The sequence below is a fragment of the Stenotrophomonas sp. YJH_SMC_46 genome (assembly GCF_059370315.1).
Map to the genome: position 1 here is coordinate 920,245 of NZ_JCAFTO010000001.1, position 21,291 is coordinate 941,535.

Annotated in this window: 19 protein-coding genes and 1 pseudogene; 4 read left to right on the plus strand and 16 right to left on the minus strand. The window is 68.0% G+C overall.

Annotation, left to right across the window (positions count from 1 at the left end):
* Positions 1–31: 31 nt before the first annotated feature.
* A complete protein-coding gene (gene tpiA / locus AC5P8C_RS04350) occupies positions 32–787 on the minus strand; it encodes a triose-phosphate isomerase (RefSeq protein ID WP_019660587.1) in 756 nt (251 codons plus the stop codon).
* A 433-nt stretch (positions 788–1,220) separates the two neighbouring features.
* The gene (locus tag AC5P8C_RS04355; RefSeq protein ID WP_050563262.1) at positions 1,221–2,198 is read right to left on the minus strand and encodes an isopenicillin N synthase family dioxygenase; all 978 of its coding nucleotides are present in this window, start codon (positions 2,196–2,198) and stop codon (positions 1,221–1,223) included.
* 152 nt (positions 2,199–2,350) lie between these two features.
* Here AC5P8C_RS04355 and AC5P8C_RS04360 point away from each other — a divergent pair, with 152 nt between their 5' ends.
* From AC5P8C_RS04360 to AC5P8C_RS04370, 3 genes are read left to right on the plus strand one after another with little or no spacing between them, the layout of a single operon-like run.
* The gene (locus AC5P8C_RS04360) at positions 2,351–4,237 is read left to right on the plus strand and encodes a DUF3413 domain-containing protein (protein WP_019660589.1); all 1,887 of its coding nucleotides are present in this window, start codon (positions 2,351–2,353) and stop codon (positions 4,235–4,237) included.
* Between the two features lie 20 nt (positions 4,238–4,257).
* On the plus strand, positions 4,258–5,403 hold the full coding sequence (locus tag AC5P8C_RS04365; RefSeq protein ID WP_019660590.1) for a glycosyltransferase family 4 protein: 1,146 nt from the start codon (positions 4,258–4,260) through the stop codon (positions 5,401–5,403).
* Positions 5,396–6,253, plus strand: a complete 858-nt coding sequence (locus AC5P8C_RS04370; RefSeq protein WP_019660591.1) for a polysaccharide deacetylase family protein — start codon at positions 5,396–5,398, stop codon at positions 6,251–6,253. The genes AC5P8C_RS04365 and AC5P8C_RS04370 overlap by 8 nt, the downstream gene beginning before the upstream one ends.
* Before the next feature lie 79 nt (positions 6,254–6,332).
* On the opposite strand, the gene glmM is transcribed toward AC5P8C_RS04370, so the two are convergent.
* The 5 genes from glmM to trpB form a co-directional block, all read right to left on the minus strand.
* A complete protein-coding gene (gene glmM / locus AC5P8C_RS04375; RefSeq protein WP_019660592.1) occupies positions 6,333–7,694 on the minus strand; it encodes a phosphoglucosamine mutase in 1,362 nt (453 codons plus the stop codon).
* Positions 7,694–8,569 carry an acetyl-CoA carboxylase, carboxyltransferase subunit beta gene (accD, locus tag AC5P8C_RS04380; protein ID WP_019660593.1) on the minus strand — a complete coding sequence of 292 codons (876 nt, stop codon included), beginning with the start codon at positions 8,567–8,569 and terminating at the stop codon, positions 7,694–7,696. The genes glmM and accD overlap by 1 nt, the downstream gene beginning before the upstream one ends.
* A 214-nt stretch (positions 8,570–8,783) precedes the next feature.
* Positions 8,784–9,593: a tryptophan synthase subunit alpha gene (gene trpA / locus AC5P8C_RS04385; protein WP_019660594.1), complete on the minus strand. Its 810-nt coding sequence runs from the start codon at positions 9,591–9,593 to the stop codon at positions 8,784–8,786.
* Position 9,594: 1 nt separating this feature from the next.
* Positions 9,595–10,284, minus strand: coding sequence for a hypothetical protein (locus AC5P8C_RS04390; RefSeq protein ID WP_233653899.1), 690 nt, complete (start codon positions 10,282–10,284; stop codon positions 9,595–9,597).
* Positions 10,281–11,498: a tryptophan synthase subunit beta gene (trpB, locus tag AC5P8C_RS04395; RefSeq protein WP_014647880.1), complete on the minus strand. Its 1,218-nt coding sequence runs from the start codon at positions 11,496–11,498 to the stop codon at positions 10,281–10,283. The genes AC5P8C_RS04390 and trpB overlap by 4 nt, the downstream gene beginning before the upstream one ends.
* Positions 11,499–11,594: 96 nt before the next feature.
* On the opposite strand from trpB, the gene AC5P8C_RS04400 reads away from it, so the two are divergent.
* Positions 11,595–12,482 (plus strand): LysR family transcriptional regulator, encoded by an 888-nt coding sequence (locus AC5P8C_RS04400; protein ID WP_019660596.1) that lies wholly within the window; start codon positions 11,595–11,597, stop codon positions 12,480–12,482.
* A gap of 48 nt (positions 12,483–12,530) precedes the next feature.
* On the opposite strand, the pseudogene AC5P8C_RS04405 reads toward AC5P8C_RS04400, so the two are convergent.
* The 9 genes and pseudogenes from AC5P8C_RS04405 to prmB all read right to left on the minus strand — a co-directional run.
* Positions 12,531–12,959: pseudogene (locus AC5P8C_RS04405) on the minus strand (peptidoglycan-binding protein); the annotation flags it as partial.
* A 68-nt stretch (positions 12,960–13,027) separates the two neighbouring features.
* A complete protein-coding gene (locus tag AC5P8C_RS04410; protein ID WP_019660598.1) occupies positions 13,028–13,684 on the minus strand; it encodes a phosphoribosylanthranilate isomerase in 657 nt (218 codons plus the stop codon).
* On the minus strand, positions 13,681–14,451 hold the full coding sequence (gene truA / locus AC5P8C_RS04415) for a tRNA pseudouridine(38-40) synthase TruA (protein ID WP_019660599.1): 771 nt from the start codon (positions 14,449–14,451) through the stop codon (positions 13,681–13,683). The genes AC5P8C_RS04410 and truA overlap by 4 nt, the downstream gene beginning before the upstream one ends.
* Positions 14,452–14,483: 32 nt before the next feature.
* On the minus strand, positions 14,484–14,846 hold the full coding sequence (locus AC5P8C_RS04420; RefSeq protein ID WP_019660600.1) for a VOC family protein: 363 nt from the start codon (positions 14,844–14,846) through the stop codon (positions 14,484–14,486).
* Positions 14,847–14,872: 26 nt separating this feature from the next.
* The gene (locus tag AC5P8C_RS04425) at positions 14,873–16,933 is read right to left on the minus strand and encodes a FimV/HubP family polar landmark protein (protein ID WP_233653897.1); all 2,061 of its coding nucleotides are present in this window, start codon (positions 16,931–16,933) and stop codon (positions 14,873–14,875) included.
* Between the two features lie 130 nt (positions 16,934–17,063).
* Positions 17,064–18,092, minus strand: coding sequence for an aspartate-semialdehyde dehydrogenase (locus AC5P8C_RS04430; RefSeq protein ID WP_019660602.1), 1,029 nt, complete (start codon positions 18,090–18,092; stop codon positions 17,064–17,066).
* Positions 18,093–18,183: 91 nt separating this feature from the next.
* The gene (locus AC5P8C_RS04435) at positions 18,184–19,221 is read right to left on the minus strand and encodes a 2-hydroxyacid dehydrogenase (RefSeq protein ID WP_019660603.1); all 1,038 of its coding nucleotides are present in this window, start codon (positions 19,219–19,221) and stop codon (positions 18,184–18,186) included.
* Entirely contained in the window at positions 19,214–20,317 is a 1,104-nt protein-coding gene (gene aroC, locus AC5P8C_RS04440) for a chorismate synthase (protein ID WP_019660604.1), read from the minus strand. The genes AC5P8C_RS04435 and aroC overlap by 8 nt, the downstream gene beginning before the upstream one ends.
* A complete protein-coding gene (gene prmB, locus AC5P8C_RS04445) occupies positions 20,314–21,243 on the minus strand; it encodes a 50S ribosomal protein L3 N(5)-glutamine methyltransferase (protein WP_021203410.1) in 930 nt (309 codons plus the stop codon). The genes aroC and prmB overlap by 4 nt, the downstream gene beginning before the upstream one ends.
* Positions 21,244–21,291: the final 48 nt, after the last annotated feature.

A 21,291-nucleotide genomic window follows, 5' to 3' on the forward strand; every position in this document is an offset into this window, starting at 1 on the left:
TGGAAACCGCCCTCGGACAATACTTCTAGGATTAGTTCGCGGCCGCCGCCCGTGCGATGGCCAGGAAGTCCGCGGCCACCAGGGAGGCGCCGCCGACCAGCCCACCATCGACATCCGGCTGCGCGAACAGTTCCCCGGCATTGTCGGGCTTCACGCTACCGCCGTAAACAATGGGCAGTGAATCAGCGATTCTAGCATCGATGCGCGCGACTTCGCCACGGATGAACGCGTGCACCTGCTGTGCCTGTTCCTTGCTGGCGGTACGGCCGGTACCGATGGCCCAGACCGGCTCGTAGGCGACCACAGCATTGGCGAAACCTGCCGCGCCCACCAGCTCCAGCACCGGCGCCAGCTGGCTGGCGATGACCGCTTCGGTCTGCCCGGCCTCGCGCTGTTCCAGGGTCTCGCCCACGCACAGCACCGGCACCAGGCCGGCGTGCTGGGCGGCGGCGAACTTGCGCGCGACCAGCTCGCTGCTCTCATGGTGGTACTGGCGGCGCTCGGAATGGCCGACCAGGCCATAGCGGGCCCCAACCTCGACCAGCATGGCCGCGCAGACCTCGCCGGTGTAGGCGCCCTTCTCGTTGCTGCTCACGTCCTGCGCGCCAAAGGCGAGGCCAGTCGCGCCGAAGTCCTCGACCAGCTCACCCAGGTACGGCAGCGGCGGCAGGATCACCACGTCCACGCCCTCCAGCGGAAGCCCGGCAGCCACCTGCCCCAGCAGTTCATTGGCGAATTGACGGCTGCCATGCAGCTTCCAGTTTCCGGCGACGATCTTGCGGCGCATGAGCGGGTGGCTCCTGTGTGAAGTCAGCCGGTCATGATACCCGTTACGGCAAAAATCCGTTCCCGTGTAAGCGGTTACATGGATTTTCAGCCAACGGCGCAGCGCCTCGTGGCGGGAGTTTGGTTGGGTTGGTCGCGGAAAGCCCGGTTGGATTGGCGGGCTTGGCCGGGCGGATGGGGATGGCGGGGGACGCCGTAAACCCCCAGGCCGGCCCAGCCGCTAGCGGCTGGGCCGGTCTGGGGGTCCACGGCGCCCCCGCCATCCGACACCTCCCCGCCTCCCCACGGAACACCCCAGAGCCGCTTTGGCTTTGACTTTGGCTTTGGCCTCTGCGGGTGAAGGGTGCAACCCTGCCGAACACCCTCCGCTGCGCTCGCCGGGCATGGCCCGGCGCTACCCGTAATGAAAAAGCCGCCTTTCGGCGGCTTCTTCATTACTTCAGCTTGATCTCGCGCAGGCGTTCTTCGAGGAAGCCGTGGGCGGTGATCGGCTCCGGGTACCGGCTCGGGTTCTCCGGGGTGATGCACGAGGGCAGCACGTCGATCAGGAAGTCCGGGTTCGGGTGCAGGAAGAACGGCACCGAGTAGCGCGGCTGGCGCGCCAGCTCGCCCGGGGGATTGACCACGCGGTGGATGGTCGACGGATACACGTGGTTGGTCAGGCGCTGCAGCATGTCGCCGATGTTGACCACAATGGTGTCCGCGTCTGACGTGAACGGCACCCACTCGCCATCATGAGACTGCACTTCCAGGCCTGCGGCACTGGCACCGACCAGCAGGGTGATGAAGTTGATGTCGCCATGGGCACCAGCACGCACGTTCGGGATGTCGTCGGTGGTGATCGGCGGGTAGTGGATCGGGCGCAGGATCGAGTTGCCGAAGTTGGTCTTGTCGGCGAAGAAGTCTGCCGGCAGGCCGATATGCAGGGCCAGCGCCGACAGGACGCGCGACCCCAGGTTGTCCAGTGCCTGGTACAGGCCGTAGCCGCGCTCACGGAAGCCCTCGACCTCGGTCGGCCACAGGTTCGGCGCCATCACATCGCGGTACTTGGAGTCGTCGGCGATCTCGCGGCCGATGTGCCAGAACTCCTTCAGGTCGAAGTGCTTGGAGCCCTTGGCGGTCTCCACCCCGAACGGGGTGTAGCCGCGGGCGCCGCCGCTGCCGGCCACGTGGTACTTGCGCTTGACCTCTTCGGGCAGGGCGAAGAAGGCCTTGAAGGCATCGTAGGCCGCATCGATGTCGGCCTGCGGAATGCCGTGGTTGCGGATGCCCGCGAATCCCCATTGGCGGTAGGCCGCGCCCAGCTCGGCCACGAAGGCCTCGCGGTCGCTGTCGAAACGGGTGATGTCGAGGGTGGGGATCTGGCTCACAGCGGTTCCTGGCTTGTCATTGGGTCTGGGGGGCCAGCGCATTCATGGCCCACCTGAACATTGTGACAGATCGCCCGGGGGACGCCACCCGATACGAAGAAACAAACAGATACAATGCGCGACCCGCGCGCGGCCCCACGATTCCGTCACCCCGGGGATCCCGCCGCCTGCATCACCCGCCGCCCCAGTCCCTCATGCGCCCTGCTGCTCCCTCTGCCGACACCGCCCTGCCCTCCGGCCCCGCACGCCACTGGCGCCGCCTGGCCTGGTGGTCGCTGTTCGTGGCCGGCAACGCGCTGCTGGCCATGGCGATCACGCTCGGCAACGTACCGCTGGCAGACAACCCGGGGGGCAGCGTGGGCCTGGCCTATCTGGCCGTTGCCCTGCCCGGTCACCTGCTGGCATTCGGCGCCCTCGCCGGCCTGCTGCCGCTGCTGATGGGCCTTTGGCCGCGCAGCGCACGCCCCCTGAGCCTCAGCGCCGTGCTGCTGCAGGGCCTGTGGCTGTGCCTGTTGCTGGTTGATGCAAAGGTTTTCACTCTGTATCGGTTTCACCTCAATGCCATGGTGGTGAACATGGTGTTCGGCGGTGCGCTGCAGGACCAGGTCGCGTTGTCGTGGAAGACCTGGCTGCAGGCCGGACTGCTGGTGGCCGCCATCTTCACGGCTGAAGGACTGTTGGCCTGGGCATGCTGGAAGCTGCTGCCCGCCCGGCCGCGCCGCCGCCGGGTCCTGCAGGGGTGGGCCATCGTTGCGCTGCTGATGGCCGGCGGCCAAGCCGCCACGGCCTATTACGATGCCCGCGGCGACCGTGCCGTCATCGCGCAGTGGAACTACCTGCCCTGGGCACAGCCGATCACCGCCAAGAGCTTCATGCGCAGGCTCGGGGTCATAAGCGAACAGCAGGCGGGCCTGCCCGACCCGCGCCATGCGCAGCTGCTGTATCCGCTCCAGCCCCTGCGTTGCCAGAACCCACACCGCCCCAATGTGCTGATGGTGGTGCTGGAATCGCTGCGCCAGGACGTGCTGACGCCGCAGCTGATGCCCAACACGTCGGCGCTGGCGCAGGACGCGCGCGTGTTCGATCGCCATTTCAGCACCGGCAATGCCACCCGCTACGGCCTGTTCGGCCTGCTCTACGGCCTGCCCGGCGGCTACTGGCAGAGCATGCTGGACGAACAGCGCGGCTCGCAGCTGTTCCAGGTGCTGGGCCAGCAGGGCTACGACCTGCACCTGTACGGCAGCGCGCCGTTGTACAGCCCGGAATTCGATCGCACGGCATTTGCCGATGTGCGCGACCGGCTGCACCAGGGCCCTTCCGCCCTGACCCCCGACAAGCGCGACGCAGCCATCGTCGCCGCGCTGCGGAATGACATCCGCAGCAGCCAGGCGGCGCAGCACCCATGGTTCGGCTTCGTGTTCCTCGACTCCACCCACGCCGGCTACCACCTGCCCGCCAGCTACCCACCGGTAGCCACGCCGATGGCCAAGGAGATCGACTTCCTGTCCTTCGGCCCGGACCACGACCCGACGCCGGAACTCAACCGCTACCGCACTGCCGTGCACTATGCCGACAGCCTGATCGGTTCGCTGCTGGACGACCTGCGCGCGCAGGGCCTGGCCGAGGACACCATCGTGCTGGTCACCGGTGACCATGCCGAAGAGTTCAACGACCTCAAGCTGAACTACTGGGGCCACAACGGCAACTTCTCCGATTACCAGCTGCAGGTCCCGTTCGTGCTGCATTGGCCAGGCAGGGCCGCTGGCCGCGACGTCCGCACCAGCTCGCACGAAGACTGGGTACCGACGCTGATGCGCCATGCGCTGGGCTGCGAGAACGCATTGACGGACTTCAGTACCGGCCAGGACCTGCTGGCCACGCCCGCCGCCAGCGAACGTGCACTGGTGGTGGAGAGCTGGTCGCAACGCGCTGTACGCCATGGCGATGCCATCTACGTATTCGACAAGTTCGGCAACGCCACCGCGCTCGACCGGCACTACCGCCCGCTGCCGCAGCAGGCTCCGGACGCCGCAGCCATCCGCTCTGCATGGGAAGCGCTGACCCGCTTCCGCAACCGCTGATCTTCAAGGACCGATCCTGCATGAACCGTCCTCTGCGCATCCTGCATACCGAAGCCGCCAAGGGAATGGGCGGGCAGGAGATCTACATCTTCCGGCACATGCAGGTGATGCGCGCGCGTGGCCATGAGGTGTCATTGCTGTGCCAGCCCGATGCACGCCTGGCCACACTGGCACGCGAGGACGGATTCACCGTGCATACGCTGCGCATGGGCGGCCTGGCACGCCTGCTGCGCGGCATGTGGTCGGTATCGCGGCTGGTGCACCGCGAACGCTTCGACGTGGTCAATACCACCAGCCGCCGCGATGCGCTGATCGCCGCCGCCGGTGCACGCCTGGGCGGCACGCCGCTGGTGGTGCGCTCGCGCCATCTGATGAGCCCGGTCAACTCGTTGCTGACCTATACCAAGCTTCCACACCGGGTGCTGACCGTCAGCAGCTTCGTCAAGCAACTGCTGGTCGACCGCGGCATTCCAGCCGAGCGCATTGGTATCGTGCCGCCGATCGCGGTGCCTCCGCGCTGGAGTGATATCCGCAAGGCCGATCCTTGGCAGTGCCTGCAGGACGTACGCGCGGAAGTGCGTGCCGAGCTTGGCTTCGGCGAGCAGGACATCGTGGTCGGCTGCGTGGCCGTGCTGCGTGAGCCCAAAGGCCATGCCGACCTGCTGCAGGCGATGGTGCCGCTGTGCAAAGCCAACCCGGACCTGCACCTGGTGATTGTCGGTGATGGCCAGGCCGTGACGGAACGACTGCAGGCGATGTGCGCCGAGCACGGGCTGCAGCGCCAGGTCCACCTGCTCGGCTACCGCGATGGAGCCTGCAGGCTGATGGCCGGCTTCGACATCTTCGCACTGGCTTCGCACAAGGAAGCGGCCGGCACCGTATTCCTGGAAGCGGCCTACGTGGGCGTACCGATCGTCGCCACGCGGGTGGGCGGCGTGCCGGAAATGGTGATCGATGGCAGCAATGCGATTCTCACCCGTTTGGGTGACAATGCCGCCCTGACAGGTGCATTGCGCCTGCTGGTGGACGACCCGGAACGGCGACGGCAGATGGGGCGCGCTGGCTGGGAGTGGATGCACGGCGCACATCGCTTCACGCCGGACGGCCACGGTGAAGCGACCGAACACTACTACCACCAGTGGCTGAAGGAGCTGGGACATGGCTGATGCACGAACCGTTCCGGTGCTGATGCACCACCACGTCAGCCCTTCGCCGGGCATGATCACCGTGTCGCCGGAGAACTTCGAAAGCCAGATTGCGTGGCTGGCAGCCAATGGCTGGACCTCACTGACGCTGGAGCAGTACGCCGGCTTCCTGGCCGGCAAGCCGGTGCCGCGCAAGTCGATCGTCATCACCTTCGACGATGGCTATCTCGACAACTGGGTGTATGCGCACCCGATCCTGCAGAAGTACGGCATGCACGCGGTGGTGTTCGTGGTCACCGGCTGGATGGGCGAAGGCCCGGAACGTCCGCACGCCGGCATTGCCGGCGCGGCACTGCCGTCGACGCCGGACCATCGTGGCTGCGAAGCGGCGATCTACGAGCAGGACCGCAGCGACGACGTGATGATGCGCTGGAGCGAAGCACGCGCAGCCATTGCCGCCGGCACCTTCGAAGTGCATTGCCATACCCACACCCACACCCGCTGGCTGCGCCGCGACGATCTGGACCGTGCGCAGCGCCGTGCGGGCCTCAGCCGGGATCTGGCGATCTCGCGCAACGTCCTGCAGGACAAGCTCGGCGAGGTGTCCGATACGCTGTGCTGGCCCTACGGCGATTTCGACCAGGACCACATCGAGGTGGCACGCGAGCAGGGCTTCCGCTACCTGCACACCACCCACCCGTTCGGCCGCAACGTGGTCGGCGGTGATCCGGAGCGGATCTACCGCTTCGCGATCCGCAACCGCCCGGCCAGCTGGCTGCGCAAGCGCATCGCGCAGAGCTACAACCCGCTGATCGCGCCACTGTTCAATGGCTTCAAAGCGCGCCAGAAGAAGATGGTGCCGGGGCCATAAGCACCACGCTCCTGCCGGTTGAATGAAAAACGCCCCGGCTTTGCGGGGCGTTTTTCGTTGGTGCGAATGTGCACGCGCTTCAGGCAGCGGCTTCACGCACCGCTGCGGACAGGCGGTCCAGCGTGTCCTGCATCAGCGTGGCGTCATCGGCCTCGACCGTGACCCGCACCACCGGCTCGGTACCGGACGGGCGCAGGAACGCGCGGCCACGGCCGGCGACAGCCTGCTGCGCCACAGCCAGCGCGGACTGCACGCTTTCAGACTGCACCGCGGTCTTGGCCGGGACATTGCCCAGGCGCACGTTGACGGTCTTCTGCGGTACCCGCACAAGGCCCTTCAGTGCCTGGCGCAGGGTCTGCCCACTGCTGCGCAGCGCGACCAGCACCTGCAGGGCGCTGACGATGCCGTCCCCCGTGGTGGCGCGGTCCAGGCACAGCAGGTGGCCGGAGGCTTCACCGCCGAGCACACCACCGCCTTCGATCAGCGCCTGGTGCACGTAGCGATCGCCGACATTGCTGCGAACGAATGGAATCTGCAGGTCGGCGAGGGCCTTCTCGATGCCATAGTTGCTCATCAGCGTGCCGACCACCGGGCCGCGCAGGCGGCCTTCGGCCTTCCAGGCACGGGCCAGGATGTACAGCAGGTCATCGCCATCGACCGGGTTGCCCTGGTCGTCGGCCATCAGCACGCGGTCGCCATCACCATCGAAGGCGATACCGAGATCGGCGCCGGTCTCGCGGACCTTGGCCGCAAGGTTGTCGATATGGGTGGAGCCCACGCCGGCGTTGATGTTGATGCCATTGGGCTCGGCGCCGATGCCGATCACCTCGGCACCCAGTTCGCGGAACAGCAGCGGCGCGATCTGGTAGGTGGCACCATGCGCGCAATCCAGCACCAGGCGCAGGCCACGCAGATCGAATGTGCGCGGCACGCTGGCCTTGCAGAATTCGATGTAGCGGCCGACCGCTTCGCGTGCACGGAATGCCTTGCCCAGCTTTTCCGATTCGGCGGTGGTGAACGGAACGTCCAGCGCCGCCTCCAGGGCCAGCTCGGTGGCATCGTCGAGCTTCTCGCCCTGGGCCGAGAAGAACTTGATGCCGTTGTCGTAATGCGGGTTGTGCGAGGCGCTGATGACGATGCCGGCGTCCACGCCCAGCGTGCGGGTCAGGAACGCCACCGCCGGGGTCGGCATCGGACCCAGCAGCTGCACGTCGGCACCGGCGGCGACCAGGCCGGCCTCCAGCGCCGCCTCGAACATGTAGCCGGAAATGCGGGTGTCCTTGCCGATCACCACGATCGGCCGGCGTCCGTCCTGGCCACGCTGGGCGAGCAGGACACGGCCCAGCGCATTGCCCAGGCGCAGCACGAAGTCGGCCGAGATCACGCCCTGCCCGACCCGGCCACGGATGCCGTCCGTGCCGAAGTACTTGCGGGCACCCATCAGGCTACCTGCGGCGCGGGCTGCCGACCCAGCATGGCGAGCAGATCGGACAGGCGGTCGCGCAGTTCGCGGCGATCGCAGATCTGGTCGATGGCACCGTGCTCCAGCAGGAACTCCGAACGCTGGAAACCTTCCGGCAGCTTCTCGCGCACGGTCTGCTCGATCACGCGCGGGCCGGCGAAGCCGATCAGTGCCTGCGGTTCGGCGATGTTGATGTCGCCCAGCATCGCGAACGACGCCGAAACGCCGCCGGTGGTCGGATGGGTCAGCACCGAGATGTACGGCAGCCCGGCTTCACGCAGCTTGCCCAGCGCAGCGGAGGTCTTGGCCATCTGCATCAGCGAGAAGAGGCCTTCCTGCATGCGCGCGCCGCCACTCTGCGAGAAGCACACGTAAGGCGCACCGATCTCGACCGCGGTTTCTGCGGCCAGCGCGAAACGCTCGCCCACCACCGAGCCCATCGAGCCCCCCATGAAGGCGAAGTCGAACGACGAGGCGACCAGCGCACGGCCCTTGAGCAGGCCGCGCATGGCGATCAGCGCGTCGTATTCGCCGGTGTTCTTCTGCGCGATCTTGATGCGCTCGCTGTACTTCTTCTGATCCTTGAACTTGAGCAGGTCGGTCGGTCCCAGGCGCGCACCGATCTCGGTGGTGCTGTCGGCGTCGAACAGCGCCGCCAGGCGCGCACGCGCGCGGATCGCCATGTGGTGGCCGCACTTCGGGCAGACCTCCAGGTTCTCTTCCAGTTCCGGACGGTACAACGCGCTGCCGCAGTTGCTGCACTTTTCCCACAGGCCCTCGGGGACACTGCGCTTCTTGCTGGGGGTGTTGTCGGTGCGGATGCCGGACGGCATCAACTTGCTGAGCCAACTCATGCGGGAGGACACTTCCGTTCAGGGCGGCCCATGGGCCGCAAAGGCGGACAGTCTAGCTCCGCTTTCCCCGGCCGTGCACCCCCTTGCCACCTACGGGGCAGCCGGAAAAACCATGCTGGGACGTACGTTTAGGTGCTGCGCGGTGCCGGCCGCTGGCCGGCGGCCCTGCACGCGGGTGGGTACGGACGATGCCGGCCAGCGGCCAGCATTACCGCTACGCGTCCAGCGCCTGCCGCAGCGGGGCGAGGAACGCCCGCGCACGCTGGGCCGCGTCTTCAGCCGAGCCCGCTTCGGCCAGCGCCGCCACCAGCGCACTTCCGACCACCACGCCATCCGCCTGGCGGGCCATGGCTGCGGCACTGCCGGCGTCCTTGATGCCGAAGCCCGCCACCACCGGCACCGAGGCGCGCGCGCGCAACGCCTGCAGGCGGGCGCTGGCGGCGTCGCTGTCCAGGCGCTCGGAGGCGCCGGTCACGCCGGCAAAGCTGACGTAATAAAGGTAACCACGGGCCAGGGCCAGCAGCTTGTCGGCACGCGCCTGGCTGGTGGTCGGCGACGCCAGCAGGACCAGCGCCAGGCCCGCTGCATCGAAGGCCTGCTGCGCTTCAACGGCTTCTTCCGGCGGAAGGTCGACCAGCAGCACCCCGTCCACGCCAGCCTGCACGGCCGCCCCGGCGAAGGCAGCGTAGCCGTGGATCTCCACCGGGTTCAGGTAGCCCATCAGCACCACCGGGGTGTGCGCATCACGCTCCCGGAACTGCGCCACCGCCTGCAGCACATAGCGGCTGCCGGCTCCCCGCGCCAGCGCGCGTTCGGAACTACGCTGGATGGTCGGGCCATCGGCCATCGGATCGGAGAACGGCACGCCCAGTTCAATCACGTCGGCACCAGCATCGACCAGCGCGTGCATGACCGGCACGGTGGCTTCCAGCGAGGGATCACCTGCGGTGATGAAGGGAATCAGCGCCTTGCGCTGCTGTTCGCGCAGGCGCTGGAAGCAGGCATCGAGTCGGGATACGGACATGTCAGGTACATCCTTCGATCAGATCAACGGCGCCGCTGGCGCCCCAGTACATTCGGGAGATGGTGCCGTCGACGATCTCCACACGGATCGCTAGGTCGGAACCGGGGTCCTGCCAGAGCAGGCTCTCGCCGGCCTCCGCATCATCACCATAGGGTTGCGTGGAAACGCCCTTGGGCAACTGCTGGAGTGCCTGCGCGCGTGGCATGCCCAGATGAAGGCCGAACGGCCCCGGCTGCAGCACCACCTGGCCGGAATCGTCGATGGGGGCCAGGTCGAAGCGCACCACGTCGCCGTCCTGCACCATCATCGCCACGCCCTCGGGCAGCGTGCCGCGCTCGTAGTACTCGCAACGCCCAGCGGTCGACTCGCCCAGCCCGGCCGAGTGCCACTGCGCCTCGCCCTGCAGTTCGCTGAAGGGCTGGCCGATCAGCACCTCACCGGCATGGTCCAGGGCCACCGACACCACCGCCCGGGCCGCGTGGTCCTCGCCGCCGTCGCCTGCCGTGGACATCGCCGCGCCCTCGATCGGGCGATGTGCGGCCTCATCGTCGTTGCTGGCCGGTTCGCGTGCCAGGGCGATCGCCGCGGGGGCGGCCGGGGCCGGGGCAAGCACCGGTGGATCGGGCGGCGTGCAGCCGCCCATGCCGATCACCAGCACCAGCGCCCCGCCGTGGCGCAGCACGTGATTCACAGCACAAGCCCTTCGCGCGCGGCGATGGTGTGCACGTCCTTGTCGCCGCGGCCGGACAGGTTGCACAGCACGATCTGGTCACGCGGACGCTCACGCGCCAGCTTGATTGCCTGTGCCAGCGCATGGCTGGATTCCAGCGCGGGCAGGATGCCCTCGGTATGCGCCAGCAGATGGAAGGCCTGCAGCGCTTCCTCGTCGGTGATGCCGAGGTAGCGCGCGCGGCCGGTATCGGCCAGGAACGCGTGCTCCGGGCCGACGCCCGGATAGTCCAGGCCGGCCGACACCGAATGGGTCTCGATGATCTGGCCGTCATCGTCGCACAGCACGTACGTGCGGTTGCCGTGCAGCACGCCGGGGCGGCCTGCCGCGATGGAGGCGGCATGGCGACCGGTACTGATGCCATCACCGGCGGCTTCGGCGCCGACGATCTCGACCTGGCGATCGTTGAGGAAGGCGTGGAACAGGCCGATGGCATTGCTGCCGCCGCCGACGCAGGCGGTGATCGCATCGGGCAGGCGGCCGTACTCGGCCAGCATCTGCTCACGCGCTTCGCGGCCGACGATGGCATTGAAGTCGCGCACCATGCGCGGGTACGGGTCCGGTCCAGCCACGGTGCCGATGATGTAGAAGGTGTCCTGCACGTTGGTCACCCAGTCGCGCATCGCTTCGTTGAGCGCGTCCTTCAGGGTGGCCGAGCCGGAGGTGACCGGCACCACCGTCGCACCGAGCAGCTTCATGCGGTAGACGTTGATCTTCTGCCGCTCGATGTCGGTGGCGCCCATGTAGACCACGCATTCCAGGCCCAGACGCGCGGCAACGGTGGCACTGGCCACGCCATGCTGGCCGGCACCGGTCTCAGCGATGATGCGCTTCTTGCCCATGCGTGCGGCCAGCAGTGCCTGGCCGATGGTGTTGTTGATCTTGTGCGCACCGGTGTGGTTCAGGTCCTCGCGCTTGAGCAGGATCTGCGCGCCGCCGACGTGATCGCTCAGGCGCTGGGCGTGATAGATCGGGCTCGGCCGGCCCACGTAGTGCGCCAGGTCGCGGTCATAGGCCGCCTGGAACGCGGGGTCCTGGCGGGCCTGGTCATAGGCCTGGGCCAGTTCCTGCAGCGGGCCGACCAGGGTTTCGGCAACGAAGCTGCCACCGTAGCGGCCGAAGTGGCCCTGGGCATCCGGGAAGGCGTGGTAGTCGGCAATGGGGGAGGCAGACATGGATACGACCGGTGGTTCAGACAGGTGGATACTCTAGCGCACGGGTCAAGACCGGAAAATGGATATTATCTGGCACATATCGTCAGGAAATCTCACGTGAGCCGCTCCCTGCTGCCTCCCCTCAATGCGCTGCGCGCGTTCGAAGCCACTGCCCGCCTTGGCGGCGTCGGGCGCGCCGCACAGGACCTGCACGTCACCCACGGCGCGGTCAGCCGGCAACTGAAGCTGCTGGAGGATCACCTCGGCCTGGCGCTGTTCCAGCGTGCCGGTCGCGGCCTGCGCCTGACCGCTGCGGGTACGCGCCTGCAGGCAGCGTGCAGCGAGGCCTTCGCCGGGATCGAAGGCTGCGTGCGCGAGCTGCGGCGGCCTGCGGCCTCCCCAGCACTGGTACTGGGCTGCAGCGGCAGCGTACTGGCACGCTGGATGATTCCGCGCCTGCCCGTGCTGCAGGCCGCCCTGCCCGGCGTGCGCCTGCAGTGGTCGGCGCTGGACGGCAGTTTCACCGAAGCGCAGGCGGCGCTGGACGCCGTGCTGTTGCTGGCGCAGGGACCGTGGCCACGCGGCTGGCAGGTCCGCGAGCTGGCACCGGAACGGGTCGGTGTGGTGGTGGCCCCGTCACATGCGGCGGCGCAGCGCCTGCGGCAGGCACCGCCCTCGGCACTGCTGCAGGAAACCGTGCTGCACACCACGTCACGTCCACAGGCTTGGCCCGCCTGGGCGCAGGCACACCGCCTGGACCCGTCAAAGCTGCAGCTGGGCACCGCTTTCGAACATCTCTATTACCTGCTGGAAGCAGCCGTGGCCGGGCTGGGCCCGGCAATCGCGCCCGAGCCGCTGGTGGCCGAAGATCTGGCAGCAGGCCGGCTGGTCGCACCGTGGGGGTTTGCGGCCACCGGCGGCTTCTGGGTGCTGGCGCGGCCGGATGGCCCGGCCGATGCACGGGTAGACGCCCTGGCCGACTGGGCAGCAGCGCAACTGCGATGAGACGAGGCCCCGGGCGGCATTCACCTCCCGAAGCCGGCAACGCAGGCCTCAGCGACCGCCCATCGCGACCCGCTGCTGCTCCTCATGCACCTGCTGCTGGTGCGACGGATCTGCCAGCAGCTTGGCACTGGTCTGCTCCAGCGACGGCAGCGCCTGGGCCAGATCGACAGCGGTGCGGAAGCCAGGCGTCGTGCCCATCACGAACGGCTTGCCATCCTGCACCGTGATGCTCTGCAGCTTGTGGGCCGCGTCGATACCGTTCTGCTTTGCATGCAGGGTGATATGGGCCGCAGCCTCTTCGGAAAACACGCTGGGAAGCTTGCTGCGGCCAGCGTTGTGCAGTGCGTGGTCCGGATGCGATGCATCGTTGAGCGACGGCCCTTTGGGCACAGCCGCTGCGGGTTCATGACCCTGCACACGCCCCGCCGCCAGGGCGGCAGCGGTGTGGCGACCGACGATGCCGTCGGCGGACAGTCCCTGGTTGAGGGTCTGCTGCAAGGCTCACCGTCGACGATGACATCCCGGCGCCCCTCAGGTGACGCGGATCACTCCAGGACGGTGCAATCGGCGCGCCGCACTTCCTCGACGAAGGTGCGCATCTTGTAACCGTCCTTGATGCCCGGCTCCAGTTCGATACCGCTGGAGACGTCCACGCCCCACGGCAGCGTCGCCAGCACGGCGTCGTAGACGTTTTCCGGGTTCAGGCCACCGGCCAGCAGGAACGGCCGATGCAATCCGGTCGGGACGCGGCCCCAGTCGAACGCCACGCCGGTGCCGCCACCGCCACCCGGCGCGTGGCTGTCGAACAGGAAGCCGGCAGCGCTGGGATAGCGCAGTTGCAGGGTGCGGGCATTGACCTCTTCGCGCCCCCCCATGGCGATCGCCTTCAGGTACGGCATGTTGAAGCTGCGGCAGAAGCTCTCGTCCTCCTCGCCATGGAACTGCAGCAGCGTCGGTCGTACCGTGCGCAGCACCTCGCGCACTTCTTCCTTGCTGTTGTTGCGGAACAGCGCAACCACGTCGACCATCGGCGCGATTGCCTGGCGCATCGCGCGCGCCTCGGCAGGCGCGACCCGGCGGCTGCTCTCGCGGGCAAAGATGAAACCCACCGCGTCCACGCCCAGCTCACCGGCCAGGCGGACATCGCCGGCGCGGGTCATTCCACAGAACTTGATGCGTGTACGGTAGTAGGAACGGCTCATAGCGTGACCTCGGCGGGCAGATGCCAGTTGTCGGGGTACAGGGGCCCAAGGAACACCAGGCCCTGCGGCGGTGCGGTGGGACCAGCTACGGTGCGGTCGCGCCCAGCCAGCAGTTCGGCGATCCATTCCACCGGTTTTTCGCCGCTGCCCACCAGGATCAACGATCCGACGATATTGCGGACCATGTGATGAAGAAATGCATTGCCACGCACTGCGACTTCGATCACTTCGCCCTGGCGGCTGACCTGCAATGACTGCAGCTCACGCCGGGCATGCAGCGCCTGGCACTGCACCGAACGGAACGCGCTGAAATCGTTCTCGCCGAGCAGGGCCTGGCCGGCGGCGTGCATCAGGGTCTCGTCCAGCGCGCGGCGCTCCCAGCTCAGGGTCTGCCGGTCCAGCGCGGGCCGCACCTCGCGGTTGAGCAGCCGATAGCGGTAGCGGCGCGCACGTGCCGAGAAGCGCGCATGAAAATCATCGGCCACCGGCACGCACCAGCGCACCGCGATCGAACGCGGCAGGCGGGTGGTGGTGCCGAGCATCCAGGCGCGCGGGTCACGCACCACGTCAGTGTCGAAATGCACGACCTGGCACTGGCCGTGCACACCGGCATCGGTGCGGCCGGCGCAGACCACCTGCAGCGGCGCATCCGCCACCGATGACAAGGCCTGCTCGAGGCTGGCCTGCACGCTGGGACCACCCTCGCCCAGGTTCTGCCAGCCCCTGAAATCGCTGCCGTCGTACTCGACGCCAAGCGCATAACGCATGTGCTACCTCGATGTTGCGGGTGGGGCGGCGCTCAGGCCGGATCGCGTTCGGACCAGACCGCCAGTTCGTTGCCACCGGGCTCGACGAACTGGAAGCGGCTGCCACCGGGGAAGGAAAACACCGGGCGTACGATCTGGCCGCCGGCGTCGCGCACGGCGGCCTCGACCGGAGCCAGATCGTCGGCATACAGCACCAGCAGCGGTGCACCGCTGTCGCCGGCCCGCTGCGGCTGGCCACGGAAGAAGCCGCCCTGCAGGCGGCCATCGTCGAAAGCCGTGTAGTCGCTGCCGTAGTCGACGAATGACCAGCCGAACGCCGTTTCGAAAAAGGCGCGGCTGGCGGCCGGGTCGCTGGAGGCGAATTCAACGTAGTCGATACGGCGCTCGCGGCTCATGGCAGGGTCCTTGTCGGCGGGTTCGGTCACGGCAGGCGGGCGAGCAGTTCGCGGGCCTGCGCCTGGCTGTGCAGGTCACCGCCCTCGGCCACTTCCAGCAACAAGGTGCGCGCCGTCTGCGCGTCACCCAGATCGAGGTAGGCAATGGCCAGTTCCAGGCGCTCCTGGCCGGCACGTGGCGACCAGCCCGCGTCATCGGCAGGCGCGGGTGCGCTCGACGCGGTGTCGTCGGAATGAGCAGCCTCGGTGCTGACACGGTCGATGCCGTCGATGGCTTCGGGACCTGCGGCATCCGCCGGAGACGGGTTCTCATGCGCGTCGGCCGGCAGATCGAACACACCGCGGAACTGCGGCTGCCGTTCGGCATGCAGTGCGTAGTCGGGCACCACCACTTCGGCCGGCACCTGCGGTACAACGCGATCGTCCTGCAGCGGCTCGGCCGGGACCACCTCGTCGCCGGTGGTTGCGGGATCGTCCCAGCGCGGCAGATCGGTCACCGCTTCGGGCAATGCCACCGCGTCCTGGTCGCGCAGCGTGTCGGACTCCTGGTCGGCCCGCACCGCGTGCTCAGCGGTGGGTTCGGCGACCACCACGTCGTGCACTTCGGTTCCGGCCGCCCACGCAGGCATCGCCGGTTCCTGGCGGCCGTTGCCTGCATCAGGCGACGACCACGAGGACTGCTCGGCCAGCGCATCCAGCGCGGCACCTGCCGGCACCGCTGCGGCCAGGCCGGCGGCATCGTCTTCCTCACGCAGCGGCGGCAACGGCGACGGCTTGCGACGACGCAGCAGCCAGGCCGCCCCCGCCACCAGCAGCAGTACCGGCAGCCCCAGCCAGTACCACGGTGTCGCCGCATCACGGGCACCCGGCGCCTGCGCCAGACGCTGCTGCGCAGCGGCCAGGTCGTTGTCCTTCATCGCGATCAGCGACTGCTGCTGTTCCCTGAGTTTCTCCAGGTCGGCCACGCGCTGCTTCAGCTCGCCGATCTCGGCATCACGGGTGGCGATGTCCTCACGCGCCTGGCGCAGTTGTTCGTTGCCCAGCATGTCACCCTCGCTGCCGGCAGCGGTGCCGGTGGTTGTGCCCGCGTGCGCGGCGTCTGACGCCAGCGCCGGAGCGATCTCAAGCCGTGGCCCGTTGGCCGCAGCCGGGGAAGAAGCGTTCGTGGCTGCCGCCCTGGCAACCGGTGCGAGCATGCCCGCCGGTTGCGGCACGGTACGCGCCTGACGCCATTGCGCGGCGTGCTCGCGCACCAGCGTCGCCGCTTCGGCGGCGTCGACCGCCGCAAGCGCATCGCTGCCCGGCATGCGCAGCACCGCGCCCTGCTTGAGCAGGTTGACGTTGCCACGGATGAAGGCTTCGGGATTGGCACGCAACAGGGCGATCATCGCGCGGTCGCGACTGACCTGGTTGCCACGCGCCACCACCCTGGCGATCTGCGACAGGGTCTGACCGCGCTGTACGGTGACGCTGCCATCGGCCGCCGGTGCAGCGACCGGCGCGGAGGCCGCACGCGGGCGTGCTGCTGCAGCCGCCACCGCAGATGGCGGCGCAGCGGGCGCCTCTGCGGCTGGCACCGTTGCCAAAGCCGGTGCAGGTTCGCGCACGATCGTATTGGAGAGCGTGCCTGCCGGCGCGACGATTTCCGGCTCGGCCACGGCCAGCGCACTGGGCGGCGCATCGACCAGCGCCGAGTACTCGCGCACCAGGCGGCCCTGGCCCCAGTCGGCTTCGATCAGGAAGCTCAGCGACGGCGTCTCCACCGGTGCCTGCGAGGTCACCCGCACCACCGCTCTGCCCTGCGTGTCGCGGGTCAGCTCGAACTGCAGTTCGCTGACCAGTCCGGTCGGCCGCTGCAGGCCGACACGCTCGAAAGTGACCGGCGAGGCCAAGGCCACCCGCAGGTTTTCCAGCTCGGACGGATCGGCCGAAACGACCGGGATTTCTGCCAGCAGGGGCTGGCCCGGCCTGGACAGGACGCGGATGTCGCCCAACCCCAGGGCGAGCGCCGAACTGCTGGCCAAGGCGAGCAGCGCTGCGGACAGATAGGTGAGCGGGCGCTTTGCGCCCCTGGCCCGTTTATTCATGGGCGACACTATAAAGCGTGCGGACCGGGGTCCGCACCCATGTAGAGCCGAGCCCATGCTCGGCTGCATGGCCTGAGCCGAGCGTAGGCTCGGCTCTACAGAAAAGGTCGGGCATTGCCCGGCCTCTCCATCAGCGCTGCTCGGCGGCAACCAGCTCGGCCAGCTGTACGGCATTCAGGGCTGCGCCCTTGCGCACGTTGTCCGACACGATCCACAGGTTCAGGCCACGCGGGTGCGAGAGGTCCTCGCGGATGCGGCCGACGTACACCGCGTCGGTGCCTGAGGCGTGGGTGACCGGGGTCGGGTAACCACCGGCCTCGTGGCGATCCACCACTTCGATGCCCGGCGACTGCTCCAGCAGCGCGCGCGCTTCGGCGACCGTGACCTTGTCTCGGGTCTCGATCGCCACCGACTCGGAGTGGCCGTAGAACACCGGCACGCGCACCGCGGTCGGGTTCACCAGGATGCTGTCATCGCCGAGGATCTTGCGGGTCTCCCAGATCAGCTTCATTTCTTCCTTGGTGAAGCCGTTGTCCTGGAAGTCATCGATGTGCGGGATCAGGTTGAAGGCGATCTGCACCGGGAAACGCTGCGGATCGATCTCCTGGAAGCTGAGCAGCTGGCCGGTCTGCTTGCCCAGTTCCTCCATCGCCGAGCGGCCGCCGCCGGACACCGACTGGTAGGTGGACACATTGATGCGCTCGATGCCGTACTTGCGGTGCAGCGGTGCCAGCGCCACCAGCATCTGCATGGTCGAGCAGTTCGGGTTGGCGATGATGCCGCGCGGACGGTTGGCGACCTGTTCCGGGTTGACCTCGGACACCACCAGCGGCACGTCATCGTCGTAACGGAAGGCCGAGGAGTTGTCGATCACCACCGCGCCTGCTGCGGCGAACTTCGGTGCGTATTCCTTGGACACGCTGCCACCGGCCGAGAACAGGGCGATCTCGACGCCGGTGGGATCGAAGGTGGCCAGGTCCTGGACCTTGACCTTCTGGCCGTTGAACTCGATCTCGCCGCCGGCCGAACGCTCGGAGGCGAGAACGCTCAGGGTGCCGACCGGGAAATCACGCTCGGCCAGGATCGACAACATGGTCTCGCCGACGGCGCCGGTGGCACCGACGACGGCGACGTGGAAACTGCGCTGTGCATTGCTCATGGGGGAACTCTCACGAAAACGGGAATGGGGAAGAAACACGCACGACAGCTGGATTCGGGGAACCTCCTCAAGCGGGGCGCGCGGAGGTTCCCTATCGTTTCCCGGTTTTTTTGCCCAGCGTCACGCGCGCGGCCATCGCCGCGTCAGCGTTGATCGCGCTCGGCATCCACGACGGGCCGCCGTCCAGGCCGAGCCCGGCAAGCAGATTATCCACGGCCAGCTGTACCATCGCCGTGCGCGTGGCCAGCGAGGCGCTGCCGATGTGCGGAGTGAGCACGACGTTGCGCAGCGCCAGCAGTTCCGGGCGAACCGTTGGCTCGCCCTCGTACACATCCAGACCCGCCGCAGCCAGGCGACCATTGGCCAGCGCGTCGGCCAGCGCGATCTCATCGACCAGGCCACCGCGGGCGATATTTACCAGCGTCGCCGACGGCTTCATCTTCGCCAGTGCGGCGGCATCGATCAGATGATGCGAGGCCGGCGTGTACGGCAGCACCAGCAGCAGGTGGTCGGACTGTGCCAGCAGCGTATCCAGATCCACATAGGTCGCACCCAATTCCGCCTCGGTCGCCGCCGGCAGCTGCGAACGGTTGTGGTACAGCACCTTCATGCCGAAACCGTGCGCGCCGCGACGGGCGATGCCCTGGCCGATGCGGCCCATGCCAAGGATGCCCAACGTGCTGCCGTGGATATCGGCACCGAGCATGGTCTGGAACGACCACTGCTGCCACTGCCCTTCGCGCAGCCAGCGCTCGGACTCGGTAATGCGGCGCGCGGTGGCCATCAGCAGGGCGAAACCGAGATCGGCGGTGGTTTCGGTCAGGACGTCCGGCGTGTTGCTGGCCAGGATGCCGGCCGCGCTGAGCGCGTCCACATCCAGGTTGTTGTAGCCCACCCCGACATTGGCGATCACCTGCAGCTGCGCGGCGCCGGCCACCTGGGCCGCGCCGATGCGCTCGTTGAGCGTGATGATCGCGCCGTCGGCGCTGGCCAGTTGTTCGGCGATCTGGTCCGGCGCCCAGGCGGTGACGGTGTCGGTGCTGCGCAGCTGCACGCGATCGCGCAGCGGCGCGATGGCCGCGTCGATCAGCGGCTGGCTCACCCACACGGTCGGCCGCGTGTCAGCCATCGATCTGCCCGGGAATGCGCGGGGTGACCGTGCCGACATCGCCGCACTGCGCGCGGTGGCGCAGCGCCTGGTCCATCAGCACCATCGCTACCATCGCCTCGGCGATCGGGGTGGCGCGGATGCCGACGCAGGGGTCGTGGCGGCCGGTGGTGACCACCTCGACCACGTTGCCGGACGTATCCAGCGACGGGCCCGGCAGGCGCAGGCTGGAGGTCGGCTTCAACGCGATCGAGGCGACCACCGGCTGGCCGGTGGAAATGCCACCGAGGATGCCACCCGCGTGATTGCTGGCGAAGCCCTGCGGGGTCAGCAGGTCGCGGTGTTCGGTGCCCTTCTGCGCGGCGCTGGCGAAACCGTCGCCGATCTCCACGCCCTTCACCGCGTTGATGCTCATCAGCGCGGCAGCCAGTTCACCGTCGAGTTTGCCGTAGATCGGCTCACCCCAGCCCGGCGGCACGTTGTCGGCGACCACGTCCACGCGCGCACCGACCGAATCTCCGGACTTGCGCAGCGCGTCCATGTACGCCTCCAGTTCGGGCACCTGTGCAGCGTGCGGCCAGAAGAACGGGTTGTCTTCCACCGCCGACCAGTCGAAACCGGCCGGGGTGATGTCGCCCAGCTGCGACAGGTAGCCGCGCACAGTCACGCCGAAGCGCTCGGCCAGCCACTTCTTGGCGACCACCCCGGCGGCTACGCGCATGGTGGTTTCGCGCGCCGAGGAACGGCCGCCACCGCGCGGGTCACGGATGCCGTACTTGTGCCAGTAGCTGTAGTCGGCATGGCCCGGCCGGAACTGCTGGCCGATGTTGGCGTAGTCCTTGCTGCGCTGGTCGGTGTTGCGGATCAGCAGCGCGATCGGGGTGCCGGTGGTCAGGCCCTCGTACACGCCAGAGAGGATCTCGACCTCGTCGGCCTCGCGCCGCGCGGAAGTGTGCCGGCTCTTGCCGGTGGCACGGCGCTGCAGGTCGTGGGCGAATTCGGCCGCGTCCAGCGCCAGCCCCGGAGGGCAGCCATCGATCACGCAGCCGATGGCCGGCCCGTGCGACTCGCCGAACGTGGTGACGGTGAACAGCTTGCCGAACGAATTGGAGCTCACGGGCGCTGCGCCGCCAGTTCGGTGATGCGTGCGCTGTGGGCGATCAGCTCGCGGCATTCGACCGCGAAGATACCCATCTGGCCGACCTTGAACTCGATCCAGGAAAAATCGACTTCCGGCAGCAGCTTGATCAGGTGCTGCTCGGATTCGCCCACTTCGCAGATCAGCAGGCCGTCCTCGCTCAGGTGCAGCGGCGCGTCACGCAGGATCTTCAGCACCAGGTCCAGGCCGTCGTCGCCGGCACGCAGGCCCATCTCCGGCTCGTAGGAGTATTCCTGCGGCAGGGCGTCGGTCTCGTCGTTGGTGACGTACGGGGGGTTGGTGACGATCAGGTCGTAGTGGCGGCCGGTCAGGCCGTTGAACAGGTCCGACTTGATCAGGGTGACGTTGTGCGCCTGCAGGCGTTCCTTGTTTTCCTCGGCCAGCGACAGTGCTTCGTCACTGAGGTCGACGCCATCCACTTCCCAGTTCGGGTAGTAGTGGCCCATGGCGATGGCGATGCAGCCCGAACCGGTGCACAGGTCCAGCGCACGGCTGACATCGCGGCCGGCGAGCCACGGCTCGAAGCCGCATTCGATCAGTTCGGCGATCGGCGAACGCGGCACCAGCGCGCGCTTGTCGCTCTTGAAGCTCAGGCCGGCGAACCAGGCCTCACCGGTCAGGTAGGCGGCCGGGATGCGTTCATCGATGCGGCGCTGGAACAGTTCCAGCACGCGCAGCTTTTCGGCCTGCAGCAGGCGCGCCTGGCCATAGGCCGGGCCCAGATCGTGCGGCAGGTGCAGGCTGTGCAGCACCAGCTGGGTGGCCTCGTCCAGCGCATTGTCGTAGCTGTGACCGAAGGTCAGCCCGGCTTCGTTGAAACGGCTGGTGCCGTAGCGGATCAGATCGATGATCGTGTGGAGTTCGGCGGCCGTTTCAGCGGTCATGGCGGTACTGCGGGCAAAGTGGGCCCCGATTATAGGGGCTGGCGCCCG